This is a genomic window from Leeuwenhoekiella polynyae, assembly GCF_004104075.1.
In the GTDB taxonomy this organism is placed as follows: domain Bacteria; phylum Bacteroidota; class Bacteroidia; order Flavobacteriales; family Flavobacteriaceae; genus Leeuwenhoekiella; species Leeuwenhoekiella polynyae.
This window is the reverse complement of the sequence record NZ_QOVK01000003.1, coordinates 257,302-280,186: the sequence shown is the minus strand read 5'-3', so window position 1 is coordinate 280,186 and position 22,885 is coordinate 257,302. Positions and strand designations below refer to the sequence as shown.

20 protein-coding genes and 1 tRNA gene are annotated in these 22,885 nt (G+C 38.3%); 18 read left to right on the top strand and 3 right to left on the bottom strand.

Features of this window, described 5'->3' with window-relative positions; all coding sequences use genetic code 11:
- The first annotated feature begins 3 nt into the window (after positions 1–3).
- The 16 genes from DSM02_RS06425 (at position 4) to DSM02_RS20560 (ending at position 16,530) form a co-directional block, all read left to right on the top strand.
- Complete coding sequence (locus DSM02_RS06425) at positions 4–321, top strand: FtsL-like putative cell division protein (protein ID WP_128764837.1); 318 nt, start codon at positions 4–6, stop codon at positions 319–321.
- A 7-nt stretch (positions 322–328) separates the two neighbouring features.
- A complete protein-coding gene (locus DSM02_RS06420) occupies positions 329–2,320 on the top strand; it encodes a penicillin-binding protein (protein WP_128764836.1) in 1,992 nt (663 codons plus the stop codon).
- Complete coding sequence (locus DSM02_RS06415) at positions 2,317–3,780, top strand: UDP-N-acetylmuramoyl-L-alanyl-D-glutamate--2,6-diaminopimelate ligase (RefSeq protein ID WP_128764835.1); 1,464 nt, start codon at positions 2,317–2,319, stop codon at positions 3,778–3,780. Before DSM02_RS06420 ends, DSM02_RS06415 begins: the two co-directional genes overlap by 4 nt.
- 33 nt (positions 3,781–3,813) lie before the next feature.
- Complete coding sequence (gene mraY, locus DSM02_RS06410) at positions 3,814–5,046, top strand: phospho-N-acetylmuramoyl-pentapeptide-transferase (protein WP_128764834.1); 1,233 nt, start codon at positions 3,814–3,816, stop codon at positions 5,044–5,046.
- Positions 5,047–6,381: a UDP-N-acetylmuramoyl-L-alanine--D-glutamate ligase gene (gene murD / locus DSM02_RS06405; protein WP_128764833.1), complete on the top strand. Its 1,335-nt coding sequence runs from the start codon at positions 5,047–5,049 to the stop codon at positions 6,379–6,381.
- Between the two features lie 11 nt (positions 6,382–6,392).
- A complete protein-coding gene (locus DSM02_RS06400; RefSeq protein WP_128764832.1) occupies positions 6,393–7,595 on the top strand; it encodes an FtsW/RodA/SpoVE family cell cycle protein in 1,203 nt (400 codons plus the stop codon).
- Between the two features lie 20 nt (positions 7,596–7,615).
- The gene (gene murG / locus DSM02_RS06395) at positions 7,616–8,707 is read left to right on the top strand and encodes an undecaprenyldiphospho-muramoylpentapeptide beta-N-acetylglucosaminyltransferase (protein WP_128764831.1); all 1,092 of its coding nucleotides are present in this window, start codon (positions 7,616–7,618) and stop codon (positions 8,705–8,707) included.
- Positions 8,708–8,711: 4 nt separating this feature from the next.
- A complete protein-coding gene (gene murC / locus DSM02_RS06390) occupies positions 8,712–10,061 on the top strand; it encodes a UDP-N-acetylmuramate--L-alanine ligase (RefSeq protein WP_128764830.1) in 1,350 nt (449 codons plus the stop codon).
- A complete protein-coding gene (locus DSM02_RS06385) occupies positions 10,058–10,774 on the top strand; it encodes a cell division protein FtsQ/DivIB (protein WP_128764829.1) in 717 nt (238 codons plus the stop codon). The genes murC and DSM02_RS06385 overlap by 4 nt, the downstream gene beginning before the upstream one ends.
- Before the next feature lie 3 nt (positions 10,775–10,777).
- Positions 10,778–12,118, top strand: coding sequence for a cell division protein FtsA (gene ftsA / locus DSM02_RS06380; RefSeq protein WP_128764828.1), 1,341 nt, complete (start codon positions 10,778–10,780; stop codon positions 12,116–12,118).
- Between the two features lie 95 nt (positions 12,119–12,213).
- Positions 12,214–14,283, top strand: a complete 2,070-nt coding sequence (gene ftsZ, locus DSM02_RS06375) for a cell division protein FtsZ (protein ID WP_128764827.1) — start codon at positions 12,214–12,216, stop codon at positions 14,281–14,283.
- A 170-nt stretch (positions 14,284–14,453) separates the two neighbouring features.
- Positions 14,454–14,903, top strand: coding sequence for a GatB/YqeY domain-containing protein (locus DSM02_RS06370; protein WP_128764826.1), 450 nt, complete (start codon positions 14,454–14,456; stop codon positions 14,901–14,903).
- A gap of 48 nt (positions 14,904–14,951) precedes the next feature.
- Positions 14,952–15,025: transfer RNA gene (locus tag DSM02_RS06365), tRNA-Arg, on the top strand.
- Positions 15,026–15,260: 235 nt separating this feature from the next.
- Positions 15,261–15,542, top strand: coding sequence for an Arm DNA-binding domain-containing protein (locus DSM02_RS20570; RefSeq protein ID WP_240673993.1), 282 nt, complete (start codon positions 15,261–15,263; stop codon positions 15,540–15,542).
- Complete coding sequence (locus DSM02_RS20565) at positions 15,543–15,812, top strand: phage integrase SAM-like domain-containing protein (RefSeq protein WP_317128228.1); 270 nt, start codon at positions 15,543–15,545, stop codon at positions 15,810–15,812.
- Positions 15,754–16,530, top strand: coding sequence for a site-specific integrase (locus DSM02_RS20560; RefSeq protein ID WP_262707839.1), 777 nt, complete (start codon positions 15,754–15,756; stop codon positions 16,528–16,530). The genes DSM02_RS20565 and DSM02_RS20560 overlap by 59 nt, the downstream gene beginning before the upstream one ends.
- Positions 16,531–16,651: 121 nt before the next feature.
- Here DSM02_RS20560 and DSM02_RS06355 read toward each other — a convergent pair whose 3' ends face one another.
- Complete coding sequence (locus DSM02_RS06355) at positions 16,652–16,981, bottom strand: YegP family protein (protein WP_128764825.1); 330 nt, start codon at positions 16,979–16,981, stop codon at positions 16,652–16,654.
- A 386-nt stretch (positions 16,982–17,367) separates the two neighbouring features.
- Here DSM02_RS06355 and DSM02_RS06350 point away from each other — a divergent pair, with 386 nt between their 5' ends.
- Positions 17,368–17,706 carry a DUF6922 domain-containing protein gene (locus DSM02_RS06350; RefSeq protein WP_128764824.1) on the top strand — a complete coding sequence of 113 codons (339 nt, stop codon included), beginning with the start codon at positions 17,368–17,370 and terminating at the stop codon, positions 17,704–17,706.
- Positions 17,707–17,960: 254 nt separating this feature from the next.
- Here the strand turns inward: DSM02_RS06350 and DSM02_RS06345 are convergent, their stop codons facing one another.
- Complete coding sequence (locus DSM02_RS06345; protein WP_128764823.1) at positions 17,961–18,458, bottom strand: hypothetical protein; 498 nt, start codon at positions 18,456–18,458, stop codon at positions 17,961–17,963.
- Positions 18,451–19,923: a hypothetical protein gene (locus DSM02_RS06340; protein WP_128764822.1), complete on the bottom strand. Its 1,473-nt coding sequence runs from the start codon at positions 19,921–19,923 to the stop codon at positions 18,451–18,453. The genes DSM02_RS06345 and DSM02_RS06340 overlap by 8 nt, the downstream gene beginning before the upstream one ends.
- Positions 19,924–20,452: 529 nt before the next feature.
- Between DSM02_RS06340 and DSM02_RS06335 the strand changes: the two genes are divergently transcribed.
- A complete protein-coding gene (locus tag DSM02_RS06335) occupies positions 20,453–22,882 on the top strand; it encodes a TonB-dependent receptor (RefSeq protein ID WP_128764821.1) in 2,430 nt (809 codons plus the stop codon).
- The last annotated feature ends 3 nt before the right edge of the window (positions 22,883–22,885 follow it).

The following is a 22,885-nucleotide window of genomic DNA, read 5'->3' as shown; positions in this document are numbered from 1 at the left end:
GCTTTGAAAGAAGGAATTTATAACATACTTAAAGGAAGGTTTCTTTTTAGCGATGACGCTATGAAGAACTGGCGTATGATTCTGTTTCTGTCTTTTTTGGCGATAATAATGATTGGGAGTTCACACAGTGCAGATAAAAAAGTGCATTTAATCTCTCAATTGAATGCAGAGGTTAAAGAGCTGCATAGTGAATTTGTAGATACGCGTCTGGAGGCGCGACGTCTCAAAATGGAAACGGTCGTAACTAAGCAGGTTGCACAACAAGGGTTGGGGCCTTCTCTTACTCCGCCCAAGAAGATTAAAGTAACAAAAACACCTTAAGTTCAAAATGGCTACCAGCGAAAAGAACATATTGAACCGGATGTATTTAGTGGCAGGAGGTATGTTCCTCTTCGCCCTGTTTGTTGCGTTTAAATTGTGCAACATTCAGTTGGCAGAAGGTGATAAGTATAAAGAGCTTGCAGAGGCACGTACAGAGCGCATGTTTACCATACCGGCAAACAGAGGTAATCTTTATGCGGGTGATGGCAGCTTACTGGCAACATCAGTTCCTAAGTACGATGTTCGTTTTGATGCTTTAGCTCCAAAACAAGCAGATTTTGAAGAGAATATTCAGGGGCTTGCAAAAGGCTTGTCTGAGCAATTAGGAAAACCGGTAGCTCATTATACTGAAGTTTTACGTAAGGCCCGAGTAAATAAGAATCGCTACTTGCTTCTGGCGCGTAATCTGGGATATTCAAAATATTTAGCAATTAAAAGGTTACCGCTCTTTAATAAGGGGCCTTACAGAGGAGGGATTATAACAGAACAGCGTACCGTACGCGAACATCCGTTAGATAAAATCGCAGAGCGTACTATAGGTTATGATAGATTAACGGAATACGGAAGATATAGCGAAGCTGGTTTAGAAGGGGCTTTTGGGCCTTATTTAAGAGGTAAAGAAGGGCATCGTTTAAAGCAACGTATTGCTAAAGGTCAGTGGAAACCTATCGGAGACGATAACATTGTGGAGCCACAAGATGGTTATGATGTTATTTCTACTATAGATGTAAATATTCAGGATATAGCGCACCACGCTTTATTAGAATCTTTGGAGAAATTTGAAGCAGATCATGGGTGTGTGGTGGTGATGGATACGAAGTCTGGAGAAGTTAAAGCGATTTCAAATCTCGGTAGAACTGAAGATGGCGGTTATTATGAAGATAGAAATTATGCGGTTTACGAGTCGGCTGAGCCGGGCTCCACTTTTAAGTTGATGGCGATGGTTGCTGCGCTTGAAGACCGTGTGGTTGATACGACAGATATAATTGATACCGAAAATGGTCGCGTGCGATTCTACAACCGTACGGTTTATGATTCGCACTGGGGAGGTTACGGTAAGATCTCAGCGGCTCGTGCTTTTGAGCTTTCTTCAAATACCGCTTTCGCGAAAATGATAAATGAGGGGTATAAAGATGATCCGAAGCGTTTTTTGAAGCGGCTGTATAATATGGGGCTCAATGATAAGCTGGGCTTAGAGATCAAAGGAGAAGGAAGTCCCAGATTTCCATATCCCGGTGATGCAAACTGGTACGGTACAACCTTGCCGTGGATGGCTTTTGGGTACGGTGTTTCATTGACGCCTTTACAGACCTTGACCTTTTATAATGCTATTGCTAATGATGGAGAGATGGTGAAGCCGCGTTTTATAAAAGAGATCAAGAAATGGGATGTCTCTATAGAAAAATTTGAGAAAGAGGTGATCAATCCGGCGATTTGCTCGCAGACGACGATTGATAAAGTTCAGGATATGATGAAACACGTTGTGGAACGTGGTACCGGTAATAATATTTACTCAAAGAATTTTTCAATGGCAGGCAAAACAGGAACCTGTCAAACAGAATACTGGAAAGAGGAAGGTAAATATATCGCATCTTTTGCAGGCTATTTTCCTGCCGAAAATCCAGAGTATTCCTGCATTGTGGTAATTCATAAGCCGAATAAGAAAATTGGGTATTACGGTGGAACTGTAGCAGGCCCGGTATTTAGAAAAATAGCCCAGAAAATATATAGCGATACTCCTGTAATTGATGAAGTAAAACTTGCAGAAGCCAACCCGGAAACAGTGGAACAAGATTTTGAAACCTATTTTGAAAAGGCTCAAAATTCCGAGAAAACCATTCCTAATGTTAGAGGAATGTCTGGGATGGATGCGATTTCTTTATTAGAAAATTTAGGACTTCAGGTTGAATTTAAAGGAAATGGGAAAGTGAAATCTCAATCCTTACAGGCCGGGCAAAAGATAAGTAAGAATCAAAAAATCATTTTACAGCTGTCGTGATTTTATTAAAAGACATAGTGTACAAAGTAACGCTCGAGTCGGTGACCGGTAATCCCGGTGTGCCGGTAAATGCGATACATTTTGATTCGCGCAAAGTGGGTTTGAACGACGTTTTTGTAGCGATTCGCGGTACGCAAAGTGATGGTCATGATTATATAAAAAAGGCTGAAGCACAAGGTGCAATTGCTATCATTTGTGAGCAAATGCCAAAAGAGTTTGTAAACGGAATTACTTATGTACAAACTTCAGATACAGCTCAAGCTCTGGCTTTGATGGCTTCTAATTTTTATGAGAACCCTTCAGAGAATTTGAAGTTAGTAGGAATCACTGGGACTAATGGCAAGACTACCATTGCGTCGCTTTTACACCAGCTTTTTACAAAAGCAGGTTTTAAAGCGGGGTTGCTTTCTACGGTTAAAATCTTAGTGGGTGATGAAGAGTTTCCGGCAACGCATACCACGCCAGATTCGTTAACGATAAATAAGTATCTGGCAAAAATGAACGAAGCCGGAGTGGAGTATTGTTTTATGGAAGTGAGTTCTCACGGTATTCACCAGAAGCGTACAGAGGGTTTGCATTTTGAAGGTGGAATTTTTACCAATCTGAGTCACGATCATCTGGATTACCACGAGACTTTTGTGGAATATAGAGACGTTAAAAAATCATTTTTTGATAAGCTGCCTAAAACAGCTTTTGCGCTCACTAATGGTGACGACCGTAACGGTCAGGTAATGTTGCAAAATACACAAGCTAAAAAGTACACATATGCTTTAAAGTCTTTTGCAGATTACCGTGCTCAAATTTTAGAAAACCAACTTACTGGTTTATTGCTGAAGGTGAATGATCAGGAAGTTTGGGTGAAACTTATAGGTTCATTTAACGCCTATAATGCTTTGGCTATTTATGCAGCAGCAGAACTTCTGGGGTTAACACAGCTTGAAGCGCTTCAGTATTTGTCAGAATTAACAAGTGTGAGCGGCCGCTTTCAGTATTTGATTTCTTCAAAAAAGATAACCGCGATTGTTGACTATGCACATACTCCTGACGCTTTAAAAAATGTGTTGGAGACGATAAATGATATCCGTACAAAAAATGAAGAACTCATTACTGTTGTGGGGTGTGGAGGAGATCGGGATCGTACAAAACGTCCAAAAATGGGAAAGATCGCCGCGGCCTTGAGTACCAAAGTGATTTTTACGAGTGATAATCCGCGTAGTGAAGATCCGGAATTGATTATAGAAGAAATAGAGAAAGGTGTTGAACCTTTAGATTATAAAAAGACCCTTTCTGTTACCTCGCGCAAGCAGGCGATAAAAACCGCTTGCCAAATGGCATCAGAAAATGACATCATCTTAATAGCCGGTAAAGGTCATGAGACTTATCAGGAAGTTAAAGGAGAACGTACCGATTTTGATGATTTTAAGATCGTAAAAGAACTATTAATTGAGCTAAATAAATAAGGCAAAACGCAGAGGCGTAAAATAAAAATTTAGATGCTGTACTACCTTTTTGAATATTTAGAACGTACCTACAACTTCCCCGGTGCTAGCTTATTTGGCTTTATCACCTTTAGGGCGGCGATTGCGATCTTGATGTCTTTAGCGATTTCTACGATTTGGGGAAAACGCATCATTCTATATCTACAAAAGAAACAGTTGGGCGAATCGATACGCGACTTGGGTCTTGAAGGTCAGGTAGAAAAAGCAGGAACGCCTACAATGGGTGGTTTGATCATTATTCTGGCGACTTTAATACCGGTTTTTTTACTCGCCAGGCTCGAGAATATTTATGTGATCCTACTCATTGTAACCACACTTTGGATGGGTGCGATAGGCTTTATGGATGATTTTTTAAAAATCAGAAAGAAGAACAAAGAAGGCTTGCAAGGCAAGTTTAAAATATTTGGTCAGGTAGGGCTTGGGATCATTGTGGGAGCGACTATTTTTTTTCACCCGGGAGTGACAGTAAAAGAAGAGTTGGCAAATAAAGCACCGCAGCAAGAACAGCTGTTAGATAGTAATGTTAAAGAATTTTCCAAAGAAGAGAAGGCATTGACCACAACCATTCCTTTTGTAAAGAATAACGAGATAGATTACACCATTTTAGTAAGTTGGTTAGGAGATGATTATGTGAAATATGCCTGGTTGCTGTTTATACCTATTGTGATTTTTATTGTAACAGCAGTATCAAACGGAGCAAACCTGACTGATGGTATAGATGGTCTCGCGGCGGGTTCTTCAGCAATAATCGTGTTGACACTTGGGATTTTTGCCTGGGTATCGGGTAACATCATTTTTAGTGATTACCTCGATGTTATGTACATCCCAAGATCTGGTGAGATGGTAATATTTATTACTGCATTTGTTGGAGCGCTTGTAGGTTTCTTGTGGTACAACACCTATCCGGCGCAAATATTTATGGGTGATACGGGGAGTTTGACTATTGGGGGAATTATCGCGGTAATCGCAATTGCGATTCGCAAAGAATTATTAATCCCAATTCTCTGCGGAATTTTCTTTATGGAAACCCTTTCAGTAATGCTGCAGGTGAGTTGGTTTAAGTATACAAAAGCAAAAAGCGGTGAAGGTAGACGTATTTTTCTAATGTCGCCGTTGCATCACCACTATCAGAAAAAGGGGATTCACGAAAGTAAGATCGTAACCCGATTTTGGATTATAGGAATCTTATTAGCCATTATCACAATTGTAACGCTTAAGGTAAGATAGATGAAGCGACTGGTGATTTTGGGCGGTGGAGAGAGCGGAATAGGAACCGCGATATTAGGTAAAAAGAAGGGATTTGAAGTTTTTGTTTCTGATTTCGGGAAGATAAAATCAAAATACCTCGACGTTCTTAAGGATTATGAAATTGAATGGGAAGATGGCGGTCATACCGAAGCTAAAATTCTCAATGCAGATCTTGTGATGAAAAGTCCGGGGATTCCTGATAAAGCACCGCTCATAAAAAAGTTGGTAGAAGCAGGAGTTTCTGTGATTTCTGAGATTGAATTTGCAGCGCGATATACAAAAGCTATACTCGTTGGGATTACCGGTAGTAATGGTAAAACAACGACGACGATGCTGGTTGCGCATATGCTGAAGCAAGCGGGTTTAAAAAGCGTAGCTGCAGGAAATATAGGTGACAGTTTTGCAAAGTGGGTAGCGGTAGATGATCAGGATTACTACGTGTTAGAGATCAGTAGTTTTCAATTGGATGGTATAGAGCGTTTTGCGCCGCATATCGCGATTTTAACCAATATTACGCCAGATCACTTAGATCGCTATGAGTACAAATTTGAGAATTACATTCGGTCTAAATTCCGCATAGCGGAAAATCAAACCGAAGATGATTACCTCATTTATGATGCAGACGATGCTGTGATTACAGAGTGGTTAGAGCAGCATCCGGTACGGTCACAATTGATGCCTTTTTCAATTTCACAAAAACTAAACAAAGGAGCGTATTACGCTCAAGAAGAAATTAATATAATAACTGACGATACAACGATGACGATGTCAACAAAAAATTTGGCGATTAAAGGAGCTCACAACACTAAGAATGCGATGGCAGCCTCAACAGCTTCTAAGTTGCTTAGTATTCGTAAGGCGACGATTAGAGAATCTTTAGAAGGCTTCCAGGGTGTTGAACACCGCTTAGAGCAGGTCTTGAAGATCAATAACGTGTCTTATATCAACGATTCTAAGGCCACAAATGTAAACGCAACTTTTTATGCGCTAGATAGTATGAACGCTCCTACAGTTTGGATTGTAGGGGGTGTTGATAAAGGAAATGACTATAAAGACTTATTTCCCTTAGTAAATGAAAAAGTAAAAGCGATCATTTGTCTGGGTGTAGATAACGCAAAGTTGATGCATCATTTTTCAGGAATGGTAGAGACCATAGTTGAAACACAATCTATGTCTGAAGCGGTTAAAATCGCCTACAAACTTACGGGAAAGGGAGATAATGTTTTGTTGTCACCAGCCTGTGCGAGTTTTGATCTTTTTGAAAATTATGAAGATCGTGGCCGTCAGTTTAAAGAAGCAGTTCGCAATTTATAAAGATCAATTAGTTGAGTAAGACCAAAAACATATTTACCACATTAAAAGGAGATCGGGCGATCTGGGCGATTACTGCCTTTTTAGCTTTGTTCTCGTTTTTGCCGGTTTTTAGTGCGAGTAGTAATCTTGCCTACTTATACGGTAATGGGGATACGCTTCCTTTTTTGGTGCGCCATTTTATGCATTTGGTATTAGGTTTTGCAATCATTTATGGGGTGCATAAAGTACCTGCACATTATTTTAAAGGCTTGTCTATAATAGGAATCCCTATTGTGTTCATTTTGCTTTTAATCACAATGGCGCAAGGGACGACTATTGATGGCGCTAACGCGAGTAGATGGATCAAAGTTCCGTTTGTGGGAATCACGTTTCAGACCTCTACGTTAGCTTCTGTAGTGTTGATGATTTATATCGCGCGCTATCTGACAAAAATTAAAGATAAAACGATAACCTTTAAAGAAAGTATTCTTCCGCTTTGGGTGCCTGTAGCTTTGATTCTGGGCTTGATACTTCCTGCCAACTTTTCAACCACTGCGATCATTTTTGTAATGGTTTTGACACTGGTTTTTATGGGGGGGTATCCATTAAAATATATAGGGATTATCGTTGCGACCGGTCTACTGGCGCTCACACTGTTTGTGCTCGCAGCAAAAGCATTTCCGGGAGTGTTTCCAAACCGTGTGGATACCTGGATGAGTCGTATAGATAGTTTTGCGGATGACGAGGACAGTGAAGGTGATTATCAGATCGAAAAAGCAAAAATAGCAATTGCTACAGGGGGTTTAACAGGATTGGGTCCCGGTAAGAGTGTTCAGAAAAACTTCTTGCCACAATCCTCTTCAGATTTTATTTATGCAATCATTGTGGAAGAATGGGGATTGATAGGCGGGCTGATGCTATTACTGATGTACTTGCTTTTATTGTTTAGAATACTCGTTGTCGCTAATAAAGCAACTACTGTTTTCGGAAAGTTGGCAGCCATCGGTGTTGGGTTGCCCATCATTTTTCAGGCATTGATCAATATGGCTGTTGCTGTAGAGCTATTTCCGGTGACAGGACAAACCTTACCATTGGTAAGTAGTGGGGGAACTTCAATCTGGATGACATGTTTGGCGATAGGAATTGTGTTGAGCGTAAGTGTCAAACGAGAAGAAGTAAAAGCGAAGGAGGAAGAAGAGATGAACCCGCTTGATATTTTAAGCGAAGCGATTTAATAGAATTTATATAAAGCAATTTGAAGAATTACAAATTCATACTATCAGGCGGCGGAACCGGGGGACATATTTACCCGGCGATTGCGATTGCAGATGCACTCAAAGAAAAATATCCGCAAGCGGAATTTCTTTTTGTGGGTTCGCAAGATCGTATGGAGATGGAGAAAGTTCCTAAAGCGGGCTATAAAATTGAAGGACTTTGGATAGCCGGGATTCAACGGAAGTTGACCTGGTCTAATTTGATGTTTCCGTTTAAGTTGATCAGCAGCCTGTTTAAATCAGCTACGATCATTCGTCGTTTTAAACCTGACGTTGTTATAGGAACTGGTGGTTTTGCAAGCGGACCTTTATTGGAAATGGCGACCCGTTATAACGTACCGGCATTGATTCAGGAGCAGAATAGTTTTGCAGGAATAACCAATAAACTGTTGGCTAAAAAAGTGCAAAAGATTTGTGTGGCTTACGATGGGATGCAACAATTCTTTCCGCAGGAAAAAATTATAAAAACCGGAAATCCCGTGCGACAGGATTTGATTTTTATTGATCAGAACCGGGAAGAAGGCTTGACTAAATATGGTTTAAAGCCTCAAAAGAAAACACTTTTGATTCTGGGCGGAAGTCTTGGGGCACGAGCGATAAATAAATTAATAGACCGCGAATTACAATTTATCTTAGATCAAAACGTACAGGTTATCTGGCAAAGTGGTCAATTGTATTTTGAGGAATACAAAACGCACAGTAAAACCGAAGACGTACAGGTTTTACCGTATATAGATACGATGAGTTTAGCCTATGCTGCTGCAGATATTATCATCAGTAGAGCAGGTGCAGGTTCTGTATCTGAGTTAGCATTAGTAGGAAAGCCGGTGATTTTTATTCCGTCTCCTAATGTAGCAGAAGATCATCAGACCAAAAATGCAGAAGCTATCGTAGAAAAAGATGCGGCGATACTTTTAAAGGAGAAGGAATTAGAAAATCGATTTGAGGAGATCTTTAAAGAGTTGGTTGAAGATGAAGAGCGGCAAGCAATTTTAGGAACCAATTTTAAAAAAATAGCATTACCTCAGGCAACGCAACAAATTGTGAACGAAGTAGAAAAATTATTGAAGTAATACCTTGAATAACCTAAACAACATATCACATATTTACTTTATCGGCATTGGCGGTATTGGGATGAGTGCACTGGCGCGGTATTTTTACGCGGCAGGCAAGCAGGTTTCGGGTTATGATAAAACAGCCTCAACGATTACTGAAGGTTTAACTGATTTAGGAATTGATATTTCGTTCCGGGATTCAATTGAAGATGTTCCTTCAACCTATAAAAATAAAGAAAATACACTGGTGGTTTATACGCCTGCAGTGCCTAAAAATCACAGTGCATATCAGTATTATTTAGCCGAAGGTTTTTTGGTTAAAAAGCGCGCAGAAGTTTTGGGTTGGTTAACGCAGCAGAAATACTGTTTGGCTGTTGCCGGGACTCACGGTAAGACCACAACGAGTGCCATGCTGGGACACCTTATGGCTTCGTGTGATTTACCGGTTACTGCATTTTTAGGCGGTATTGCAGAGAATTACCAGAGTAATTTGATTCAGCAAGGAGAAGAGATTGTAGTGGTTGAGGCAGATGAGTTTGATCGCTCCTTTATGCAGCTGTTTCCTAATATAGCAGCGATCACTTCTATGGATGCTGATCACCTGGATATTTATGGAGATGCCGAAGCTTTACAACAAAGTTTTCGGGATTTTGCTGCTCAAGTGCAAGAAGACGGAGTGCTGTTTGTAAAAAACGGTTTACCGCTAGATGGAATAACAATAGGCTTAGAAGATGACGCTGTGTATGCAGCTTTAACTATAAAAATAGAAAATGGCGCTTATCATTTTGATTTAAAACATCCTGATGGGCTGCTTAAAGATTTAGTGCTTAACCTGCCGGGTAGACATAATTTGTCTAATGCGATTACCGCTTTGGCAATGGCTTTACATTACGGCTGCCCTGCCGATAAGCTTGCCAAAGCACTATTCGCATTTAAGGGGGTTAATCGCAGATTTACCTATAGAATTAAGACAGACGACGAGGTTTTAATTGATGATTATGCGCACCATCCCACAGAGATTGATGCGGTGCATAGTGCGGTGCGTGAGATGTATCCTAACAAGCGAGTGTTAGCTGTCTTTCAGCCCCATTTGTATAGTAGGACACGAGATTTTATGCAGGATTTTGCAGCGAGTTTAGCGCAGTTTGATGAGTTGTTGTTACTCGATATTTATCCGGCTAGAGAAGAACCTATTGATGGGATAACGTCTCAAAAGTTGTTGGGCTTGATTCCGCTTACGCGAAAAGAAGTCGTGACAAAAGCAGCATTGCAAGAAAAAATGGAGGCTTCAAAGGCGAGCATAAAAGTGATGATGGGTGCAGGAGATATTGGAGAAGAGATTTTAAAAATAACCAAAAATCTGAAGCGATGAAGATCAATTGGTTTTACATAAGAATGATTGGTTTAGTCTTGGTGACTTTGCTTTTAGTTGCTTTTTCGCATCGGCGTAATGCACAACGAACTGTAAAAGATGTATCCGTGCATTTTGAGGCGGGTGCAAACCTTTTTATAACCGCTGAAACGGTTGATAAATTGTTGATACAAAATGAGAAAGCCCTCGAGGGACAGGTTAAAGAAATTCTAGATTTGAATAAGCTTGAAGAGCTGTTAGATTCTCATGCGATGATCGCTGATGCAGATGTTTACCTCACGCTAGATGGAGTCGTAGGAGCAACAGTAAAACAAAGAAAACCTCTTGCGCGGGTACAGGCTCAAAAACCTTTTTATATAGATGAGCAGGGAGCTGCAATGCCTTTGTCTTCTAATTATTCAGCACGGGTGCCTATTATAGATGGTTTGCAGAACGACCAGATTGATGAGGTATACCCACTTTTAAATTATATACAACAAGACCCGTTGCTTGCAAAACAAGTGGTGGGGATTTCAAGAAATAAAACTGGTGATTACAGTTTAACTCCACGGGTTTTAAACTATAAAATCAGATTAGGTAAGGTTAAAGATCTGCAAAGCAAGTTTGCAAACTACAAAGCCTTCTACCAGAAAGCGATTAAAGACAATAGTCTCTCGGCATACAAAATCGTTGATTTACGATTTGATGGTCAGGTTGTAGGGACAAAAATTTAAGTTATGGAGCAGAAAGACATAGCAGTAGGACTTGACATTGGTACAACCAAAATTGTTGCCATGATAGGGCGCTACAACGAGTACCATAAATTAGAGATTCTGGGTATCGGAAAATCTAAAAGTCTTGGAGTGCACAGGGGGGTGGTAAATAATATTACCCAGACCATACAATCTATACAGCAGGCGGTACAAGAAGCAGAAAGTGTTTCGGGAATGAAGATTGAAGATGTTGTTGTAGGTATTGCTGGTCAGCACATACGCAGTTTGCAACATAGCGATTACATCACACGGGCAGATGCAGATCAGGTTATAGGTCCTAAAGACATAGACATGCTTTGTAATCAGGTTCATAAACTGGTGATGCTTCCGGGTGAAGAGATTATACACGTACTTCCACAGGAGTATAAAGTAGATGGTCAAGCCGAAATCACACAGCCTATAGGAATGTATGGTGGCCGTCTTGAAGCGAATTTCCACGTAGTGGTAGGGCAGGTGAGCAGTATTAGAAATATAGGTCGTTGTGTAAAAAGCGCAGGTCTTAATCTTGATAAGATAACCTTAGAACCTTTAGCTTCTGCTAATGCCGTTTTAAGTCAGGAGGAAAAAGAGGCGGGTGTCGCTTTGATTGATATTGGAGGGGGGACTACAGATCTCGCTATTTTTAAAGATGGAATCATTAGACATACAGCTGTGATTCCTTTTGGAGGTAATGTGATTACTGAAGATATCAAAGAAGGGTGTAGCATTATTGAGAAACAAGCAGAACTCCTTAAAATAAAATTCGGTTCTGCCTGGCCTGGAGAAAACAAGGATAATGAAATAGTTTCGATACCGGGATTACGGGGTAGAGAGCCTAAAGAAATAACCTTAAAAAACCTTTCAAAGATCATTCACGCACGGGTCGTTGAGATCGTTGAACAGGTTTATCTCGAGATCAAAAATTATGGTCATGAGGAGCAGAAAAAGAAATTAATTGCCGGTATTGTGCTAACGGGAGGTGGGTCACAATTGAAACATCTTAAGCAACTGGTAGAATACATCACCGGGATGGATACGCGTATAGGATATCCTAATGAGCATTTAGCAGGAGACAGTGATTCAGAAACTACAAGTCCGCTGTACGCGACTGCGGTAGGTCTCGTGATGAATAGTCTGGAGCACCGTCCTGACGAACCAGAAGCGCAGCAAGACACGGCAATTGTAGAAGAAGAACCTGCACCAGAACCAGAGATAACTTCTGATGAGGAGCAGGAAACCGATCGGCCTAAAGAGAAAAAAGTGCGTAAAAGCATTTTTGATACTTGGGCAGAAAAGTTCAAAGACTTTTTAGACAACGCAGAATAGATTAAAAAAAGAAGAACCGACGAGATGAAGATCTGATTTTTATCTCTGAAATTGAAAAAGAAAACCAATAGCAAAAACCGGTAAAACGAAATATTATGAGCAACACAGATTTTGAAAACATCTCGTTTGATTTACCAAAAAATCAGAGCAACGTAATTAAGGTAATTGGCGTAGGCGGTGGTGGTAGCAATGCCATCAATCATATGTTTAGCCAAGGAATTAAAGGTGTGGACTTTGTGGTCTGCAATACAGATTCACAAGCATTAGAAAACAGTCCTGTACCTATACGTATTCAGTTGGGTGTGAGCTTGACAGAAGGACTTGGAGCAGGAGCAAATCCAGAAGTGGGAGAGAAGGCCGCTATAGAAAGCTCAGAAGACATCAAACAGATGTTGGGCACCAACACTAAAATGGTTTTTATCACTGCCGGGATGGGTGGAGGTACCGGTACGGGAGCTGCACCTGTGATTGCTAAAATGTCAAAAGAAATGGATGTGCTTACCGTAGGTATTGTGACAATCCCGTTTCAGTTTGAAGGTAAAATGCGTAACGAGCAGGCTCAGCTTGGTGTAGAAAGATTGCGTTCTCATGTAGATTCGCTTATTGTAATCAACAACAATAAACTACGTGAGGTATATGGTAATCTTGGTTTTAAAGCAGGTTTTAGCAAAGCAGACGAGGTACTTGCAACTGCATCTAGAGGTATTGCAGAAGTTATAACGCATCACTACACGCAAAACATTGACCTTAGAGATGCGAAAACAGTTTTAAGTAATAGCGGTACTGCAATTATGGGTAGTGCTAATGCAAGCGGTGGCAGTCGTGCTCAGGATGCCATTAGAAAAGCACTAGACTCTCCATTATTAAATGATAATAAAATTACAGGAGCCAAGAACGTATTGTTGCTTATCGTTTCGGGAACCGAAGAAATTACAATTGATGAAATAGGAGAGATCAACGATCACATCCAGGATGAAGCCGGTCATAGTGCTAACATCATTATGGGTGTAGGTGAAGAAGAAAGCTTAGGCGATGCGATCTCGGTAACCATTATTGCTACGGGTTTTAATGTAGAGCAGCAAAATGAGATCGTTAATACCGAAACAAAAAAGATTATCCATACACTTGAAGACGAGCAACGTGCGCAGCACGATCTTTCTCCCAAAAGTACTGGTGGAAAATTGAACTTTGACACTGCTCCAAAAAAGGAAGAATCTGAACCTGAAGTTAAGCCTATTGTACATACACTAGACGATAGTGATGATCCCATGGATCTGATGGTAAATAAACCGAAGCCCGAAGCAAAAAAGCAGCAAGCTGAAGTGAAAAAAAATCAGATGAATCTTATACCTACTACAGATCTTATTAGGAATCTTCAGGTGGTTTATGAGGAAGTTCTTGATTATACCAGCTATGAAGACGTAGAAGACACTTATGTAGAGGAAGATGACTTCAAAATTGTAAGTGTAGAAGATCCTGCAGATGAGCCACAAATAAATCTTTTTGATCAGGAGGAAGAAGAACAATTTACATTGTCTTTTGATCTTCCCTTAAATGATTCAACCCCAGAAAAGTCAGAAAAGAAAGAGTTTCAGCAAAAGAAACCAATTGAAAAATCTGAAGAGGAAGAAGTCGTTTACAGTTTAGATGATGATATCAACGAGATAGAGGTGAATAATCCTGTTGAAATTGTTTCGGTTACCGAAGTGAATGAAAAAGGAGAAAAGCGCTACAGTCTGGATGATTACATGGAAATGGAAGATCATTTAAATACTGCTAAACCGGTACAGAAAGCACAACCTCAACCTAAAGTGAAAGAAGAAGAAATTGCTTTTGAGCATAAGGTTGTAGGACCCGTTAAAAAGGAAGAAACAGGTGTGAGTGAAGAGGATGAGAATCCTATGAATACGCCAATTTCTCAATTGCTTACAGAACGTGCTGCAGAGCGCAGACGTATGATGAAGGAGTTTAACTACAAATTTCATAACAATCAGTCGCGTATAGACGAGATAGAAAAGCAGCCTGCTTATAAACGTATGGGAGTAAATCTAGATGAAAATCCAAATGCGAAGGGTAATATCTCTCGCACTTCATTGAGTACAGATGAAAATGATGAGATACAATTGCGTAGAAACAATTCATTCTTACACGATAATGTCGATTAGTTAGTAAAAATCAGACGTAGATAGGCCGGTGGTGAGAACTATCGGCCTTTCTTTTTTTTTGGATAGATTTAGATTTGTTATAAAAAATTCTGAGCTTTTATTTTGATTAAATATGTGGCGTTAAAAGCTTATTTTGGCTATATTCGCTCTCCGAAAAAATCAATAAGGTCATGAGTTTACAGACAGAGGTTATGACGGCTATGAAAGCTGCAATGAAGGCAAAAGATCAAAATGCCTTAGCATCTTTACGAGCAGTAAAATCTGCTATTTTGACTGCTCAAACCGAAAGTGGAGCTGCAGCAGAGTTGTCTGAAGATGATGAGATAAAATTGCTTCAGAAATTGGTAAAGCAACGCAAAGATAGCGCTGTAATTTATCAAGAACAAGGTCGTGAAGAAATGGCTGAGGAAGAGTTGGCTCAGGCGTCTGTAATAGAGCAATTTTTACCAGAGCAACTCAGTGAAGAAGAGATAGAAAAAGTTGTAGTTGCCATTATCGAAAAGACCGGTGCAAGCGGAATGCAAGATATGGGGAAAGTGATGGGAATGGCCTCTGGCGAACTAGCAGGTAAAGCAGATGGTAAAACCATTTCTACAATAGTTAAAAAGAAATTAGCTTAGTTTTAAGCAAAATAGACAGGTTTTCAGTCCTGTTGTAAAACTGAAAAGGGCTCCGTGGCGCAACTGAATAGCGCATCAGATTTCGGCTCTGAGGGTTGGGGGTTTGAATCCCTCCGGGGTCACAGCACGTCCAAATAAACGGACATAAAAACCACGTATTTTTATTAAATACGTGGTTTTCAAGTTTTTAGGATATCATTTAATTTGAAGTGATTTCAGCTTAAATGGTAGCAATCTGGTAGCGTAAAACATAAACGGTAACAGTTGTTTATCGCCTGTAAAACGGGGATTCTCTTGTATTTTGATAAGATTGGATTTGACTTTCGTAACAATCAAGTTTAATTTAAATCAAAGGTTATGCGAACCACAAAAACATTCTCTATTCAGTTTTGGGCTGATACCCGTAAAACAAAAGATGATGAAACGCTTATCTACGCGCGAATCACAATGGATCAAAAACGACTCAGTATATGTCTGAAGCGAAAAGTACCCCGGGAACTTTGGGATACCGAAACTAAACGGGTTCTTGGGAATTCATTAATGGCTAAGCAATTGAATCAATATTTTGATCTGGCCAAATCCCAATTATATCAGAGTTATATGGAGCTGAAAGCAGCAGATAAACAGCTGACGGCTTAGATGGTCAAAGATTATTTTATGGGTGATGAAAAAAGCACCAAAACGCTTATTCATTTAATGAAGTATCACAGCCAAAAAATTAATGGGACACTTGCCAAAGGCACCATTCAAAATTTTCAAATTACGGAGGGCTACGTTCTGAAATTCCTTAAAACAATCAAGCTTAAGGATATTTATCTTTCCCGATTGAATTATAAGTTTATATGCGATTTTGAGAGCTTTTTATTTCAGTACTACCCGGGAAGGACATCCCAGAGCGATGAGCCATAATACGGTGATGAAACACATTCAACGGCTGCGCAAAATGATACGACTCGCTTATCATTTAGAGTGGCTGGATAAGGATCCATTTAGACGCTGGAAAACAACCTTCGAAAAAACAGACCGGGAATTTCTTTCGGAGAATGAATTAGCCAATGTGGCGAACTACGAATTTGCCATTGAGCGTCTAGAACGCGTTCGGGATCTCTTCCTGTTTAGTTGCTATACCGGAATTAGTTATACCGACCTTATAAACTTAACGTCTAAGAATATTTGGCAGGGTGACGATTCTAAAAAGTGGATAGTAACCAACCGCCAAAAAACAAACACCCGTGTAAAGGTACCTTTAATGCCTCCTGCTTTAGATCTTATTAAAAAGTATGAAGATCATCCGTTGACTGAAGTTTCAGGTACTTTATTTCCACCTATAACCAATGAGCGTGCTAATCTGTATCTAAAAGAAATTGCTGAAGCCTGTGGACTTACCAAGAACCTGACCTTTCATATGGCACGTCATACCTTTGCCACTACGGTTACGCTAAGTAATGGGATGCCTATAGAGACGGTATCTAAACTTCTGGGACATACAAAAATTGCAACCACGCAGATTTATGCGCGTGTATTGGATAAAAAGGTTGAGGAAGATATGAGTAAATTACAGGAGGTTTTGAATTCAAAAAAGGAAAATCTTAAGAAGGGAAATAATAATTGGAAGATTATTAGGTGATGATTCTCAATTTAGTGCTATCGATCATATTTAAATGATCTTTGTTTAATTGAAAAAAAAGGCATAAGTTCAAGGTTGATATATATTAGAGCCCAACTTCATTTGAAGTTGGGCTAATCATTTAAGTTTGATCTTCAATCGAAGCATTTGGAGCATTACTCTTTACAGATTCAATGCCATTTTCTCTACCTGAATTATTCTCGTACATCTCACTAGTCCCAATTACTTGACCATTAGTAGATTTTAAATTAAAGAAGTGCTTTCCATTAGCAGATATTTTCCTTTCGTATCTGCTATCATAAGGCGCATTAGTTTTTACAGAATCAACACCATTTAAGCATCCAGATTTGGAAGAATACCCTTCACTAGTTAAAATTACTTGACCATTTGTAGCTTTCAAATTGAATTGAAATTCATCATTTGATCTTTTTTTAATTTCAAATTTTCCCATCTTTTATTTTTAAGGATTGATAAAAATTTTAAATAAACTTAGTCTTAATCTTAAAATTAAGGATTCTTATGTTTAGAAAATCAATTAGTTATATTTATTTTAAGTGGTCTCATTCACCCCATTCCCCTGAATTCCGCGAAAGGCTCCATTACGGAAAAAGCGGTTCATTCAAAAGTCTTGAACCCGATCCCAGAAAAAGGGATTACGTTCGCTTGATTCTGCTGACTTAATATTTCATTTTCCGAATGCAGCATTATTGAAGGGTTCATAAATATGATTATCGTGAATATTTAAAAAAGTCGAAAAACATAAAAACAATAAATGAGCATCCCCCAAAAAACATGACAGTAAGTTAAGTTCCAAAATAACTTTAAATTTACTGTATTATGACACGAAAAAAATTCACATCCAAGTTCAAGACCAAAGTGGTATTACAGTCCAGTTATGATGTGCAGCAGGCTTTAGAATTAAAACCTATGCAAACTCCGAATTTAAAGCATTTCAGAAAGGTTCTTTTTTGGGATACCAAATTGGATAAAATTGATTGGTATAGAAATAAACGCGCTGTTATTAAGCGGGTTTTGGAACGGGGTAATCAGCTGGAAATTGAGGAGCTTATCAAATTCTATGGTAAACAGACTATTTCAAAGATTGTTCAATCCATCAAAACGAGTCATTTACCTTCTTTTGAAGAAAATATAAAAAGATATAACCTGATAATATAATGTATAAAACTTTACATAAATACAGTTTCTGCTTTGCTTTGGGATGCTCATAATACGCTTATTCAACTTCAAGAATTGGAATCGTTTAGATTGGCCGGGGGAATGTCATTAAGCCTTCAGGTTGGACATAGAGAATCTGATGGAATGCTTAAAGTGTACTTAACCTCATCTACGTTTTTAGAATACCGTTTGATAAAATCCAATTAAAAATAGAAGGCTCACATTGCCGTAGTCTCTAAAAAGTTTTTTTGAATTTATTGTTTAGTAGGTCTAGAAAAAGTCACTTCACGCAATATGATTGAATCATTTTTAATCTCATCTTCATCTATCATAAAAATAATAACATCTTGCTGGTGACTATTTTCTGCCTCAAATGTTTTACAAATTTGCAGATAGGGAGTGGTTCTAAAAAAATTGATGTCAAGTTCTTTCTTGTCACATAAATAAGATTTTGGCTTTTTAAGTATGAGAGGAGCTTTACCTCCGAAATTTTCATATGCTTTTGATGAATAATTTGCGTGGGTAAAATTAAACTTAGTGTCAGACCAACTATCTTTTTCCATTTGCTCAATGCTATAGGTTACAGATTTATTTAATTTCTCCTTGGGTGATCCAGCTTGTACTTTATCGGTAAAATCTATAATATCTACTTCTTCAAATTTTTTATTTATTTTTATATAAATAGTATCTTTTGTTTGAGCAAAAGTAGTGGCAGCATAAAATATTATAAAAGCTGATATGAATTTATTCATCACAATTAGGGCTTTTAGTTGAAAATGTTTCGGCTCCATTTTGATAAAAGCTGATTTCTGACTCATTAGCTGCATAATATATTGATCCATTAATTGTGTTCTGCAATCCAATATAAGATAAGGTTTCATAAAAATTATCCCAACTCCATTCTGAGTTATCATTATACCAGTCAAATAATTGTTGGTCATTTAAAGAACCATGAACCTCACGTAAAGCTTGAGCTATAATTGACGTATAATGGTCTGCCATATATTCGTGTTGCCAATTATTCATAGTACGGTAACTTTCATATAGAGCCTCAAAACTAGAGTCTAAAGGTTCTTGGCCGTTATTGTACTTTTTAACAGCTGCATAGAGATTTGCATGTATTGCCTCATGAATTAAGGTTTGTGCTATCAAAATTGTTGCTGTTTTATTGTTATTTATATATTCTAAATCAATATCAATATTAATGTTTGGAGAGTTAGAGTTTCCATAAGTACAACCAACTGCATCTGTGTTAGAACAAGGTAGATCAGAAACAATATCAAAAGTCAAGTTATATTGAGCATCATCTCCAAAAAAATCTGTAAGTATTGTTCCTAGAGTATTAGTATCTAATAAACGTTCATATGTGCAATTAACTTTATCGTTATTAAGGAATGTAGAAGTTCTTTCTGGGTCAAATATTATTTCATCACTACAATTTGCATTATTATTTAAATTACCAGGATTTGAGCCACCGTGGCCACCGGAACTAGTGTTTCTATGTTCATGGAGAGAAGGATAATTGCCAGATGAGTAACAATCACTTACCCAGAATTGTTGATAATTGGACCCTTCGTAAGTGGTATGGGTGTACTGCCATTCACTTGGTCTACCTGCAATTGTCCCTCCTAAAAGAGGTCTGTAATAATCTTTGTATAATTCAATTCGCTGAGTCAGATAACATCCTTCGGCCAGAGGGGGCACGTTTTTAGTTTGGGTATTGGAATATGGAGAATCCTTTAATTCAGATTTGAGTATGCCATTTTTGTATCCTTTAAGACTAAGGGTTTCCCCTTTTAGATTATATGATATGACGGTACCTGAGAAGTTATTTAATTTTTTTAAATTAAGGTCTTTTCTAGTTGTAGTGGAGTATCCATCTGTCAAAAGCTTTACAATTTTAAAAGTAGAAGTTAAGTCTTTCTTATCTTTAATTTCTAGAATGTTATATGTGTAAAAAATTCTGAAATCAGTTTTTGGAGCATGTAAATTAGAAAATATATTTGTCTGATAAAGGTAGTTTATATTTATACTGTCTTCTTTAAGGATAATCGACTCGGACCAATTAACTTCTAAATTTTTTTTGATATAATCATTATTGAAATTCTCTAAATTGAATTCTGTATTAAGTTCATCAGTAACATTTTCATAATTAGAAAAACCCTGAATTTCATCATTATTTTCACATTGTGTGAAAATAAGAACACTTAATAACAATTTTAAATAATGTTTTTTTATTTAAAATAATTTATTCTTTTTAAAACTAAAAAGCAGTCTACAGAATAAATAATAATCGGTGTTAAAATTTATTAGTTTTAAAAATATTACCTGTATCCTTTAAAAGAATTGTCAAGAGTTTTATATTTGTAATGAATGTCAGTCAAATAGCATCAAAATATAGGGTAGCAATTCTACGAGCGCGAGAATTGAAAACCGCTTAGAGACTTAATGTTCTAGGCTTTTAATAAAGATACAGCTTCCCTCCGGGGTCACTACTTTAGAAAGAAACCTCCTGTTTTACAGGGGGTTTCACTGTTTTTATACTTTTCTTATTACAATAATTTCACCAAAACACTCCAATATAGTAAAAGTGAGACATTCAAATATTTTGAACTCTATCCTATTATAAAGGGATTACGCTGACTTAGATACAGGCAATTTTAAAAATTTATTCAATAATTAAACACGTTATTTGTATTAAGTCTAAATAAAAGTATTTATGTTTGCAGCTTCAAATTAACAACTAATGAAGACTTATACATTTTTATATCTATTAGTACTATTCAACATAACCTTAGTGTCAGCTCAAGCTACTATGCTGCGCGGTAAAGTAGTTGATCCGGACGGAGTTCCTCTTTTCGGAGCAAATGTTATGCTATCTGAAAATTTAGGAACTACTGTGGATTACGATGGTAATTACAGTTTTTCAAAGGTTTCCCCTGGGGAATACATTCTTAAAGTGAGTTTTTTAGGTTTTGAACCTCAGCAAAAGAAAGTATCCATAAATGAGCAACAAGAATTAAAAATTAATTTCACCTTGACTCCTTCAAGCGAGCAGTTACAGGAAGTTGAAATAACCGGAAGAAGCGAGAAATCTTATAAAAACAACCTGACTTTTGCTGCTACCAAAACGGCTACAGCCATAAAAGATATTCCACAGGCAGTAAGTTATGTCACCAAGGAAGTTTTTGCTGATCAGCAGGCATACCGCGTTAATGATATCATCAAAAACGTCAGTGGGGTCAATATGTATTCGTATTACGACGATTTTACCTTTAGAGGATTTCGTTCTGGTGAAACCTATATTAACGGATTGCGCGTTGTTGGTTTATTTGGTCCGGAGCCTCTTTTAGCCAATATTGAACGGGTTGAAGTGATTAAAGGACCTGCTTCTGCTATGTTCGGAAACTCTATTCCCGGAGGTGTGATGAACCGGGTTACTAAAAAACCACTTGCACAAGATCGCAAAGCGATAAACTTCACGCTGGGTAGTTATAATACTCTGCGTACTACAGCAGATTTTACAGGGCCTATCAATGAGAAGAAAACATTGCTTTATCGACTCAATCTAGCTTATGAAAACTCAGACTCCTTTAGAAATCTTCAAGAGAAAAAGTCTTATGTAATTGCACCTTCTATTTCCTTCTTACCTACGGAAAAAACCCGTATCAACTTTGATCTGGTCATTACAAAATTTGACGGTAAGTTAGATCGGGGACAACCTATTTTTGGAGCTACTTCAGGAAGTGATATCTATTCAACACCGGTTTCTTTTGCAATTGGTCAAACCAGTGATTTTCATAAAACAGATGTAGTCTATTCTACACTTTCTTTAAACCATCAGTTTACAGATAATCTTTCTTTTAATGCTTCGTATATAAAATACGTCGCTCAAGAAGATTTGGAGGAACATCGTACCTCTAATCAATTCGCTTTAGATGCCAATGGAGATCCGATTCCAACTTTGATGGGAATGCAAGTGATAACCCGAAAGGGACAGACTATAGCTGACAACTTATCTTCCTACTTTGTTTATAAAGCAGCTACCGGAGCCTTAGAACACAAACTGGTTGCCGGATTTGATTATAACGAACAAAAACAGCCCGTAGGAAATGCGCAGTCTTTTGCTAGAGGCTATTTATTACAAGGTGGCGGTGCATCTTCGAGCGCAGCTGATTTTGCTAACTTTTTAAGAGATGAAAATGGGAACCCTGTGCCTAATGTTCCGCATTTTGATTTGCAAAACCCGACCTACAATGTAGCTCGATTAAGTGATTATATATTTATTAATTCCCCTTCAGACCCTACTAAATATTATTCTTATGGGATCTATATTCAGGACCAGATTAAGTGGAATAAATTTCAGCTTTTGTTAGGGGGAAGACAGGAATACTATAATGATATATCCAATTTTGATCAGCCTGATGAAGAAACTACCACCCAGCATAAATTCCTGCCCCGTGTTGGTCTGGTCTATGAAGCAACTCCTGCTATTAATCTGTATGGAACCTATACCGAGAGCTTTCAGCCTCAGGGTGTAGCTGCATTAAATAATCCACAAGCGGGAGGTCCCTTTGATCCAGTTACCGCCTATATGGTTGAAACCGGAGCAAAAGGGGAGTTTTTTAATAAGCGCTTAGCAGCAAATCTTGCGGTCTATTTTATAGAAAATAACAATATCCTTGTGAATGCTAATGACGCGATCAACCCCGATTTACTAATACAGAGGGGTCAGGAACAATCAAAAGGAATCGAACTGGATATTAACGGTCGTATTTTACCTAACCTGAGCCTTACTGCAAACTATGCCTATAACGATGCAAGGATAACTGAAAGTGATAACCCGGAAGAGATAGGGATGCGTAAAGAAAATGCACCGCTACACCAGGGGGGTATTTTTGGGAAATACACCTTTACCGGAAAAAACTTAAAAGGTATCGGTATTACCTTAGGTAGCAATTTTGTTGGTAAGCGAAACACAAGGGAGGCTACTTTACAGCTTCCTTCATACGTGGTAGCAGATGCAGGTGTTTCGTATAAAGTAGATAAATTCAATATCCGCTTTTTAGTCAATAATATTTTTGATAAAACCCATTGGGTAGGTGGCTATAGTTATACGCGTTTATATCCCGGAACGCCCCGGAATTATTTACTCAGTGTGGGCTATACGTTCTAATAT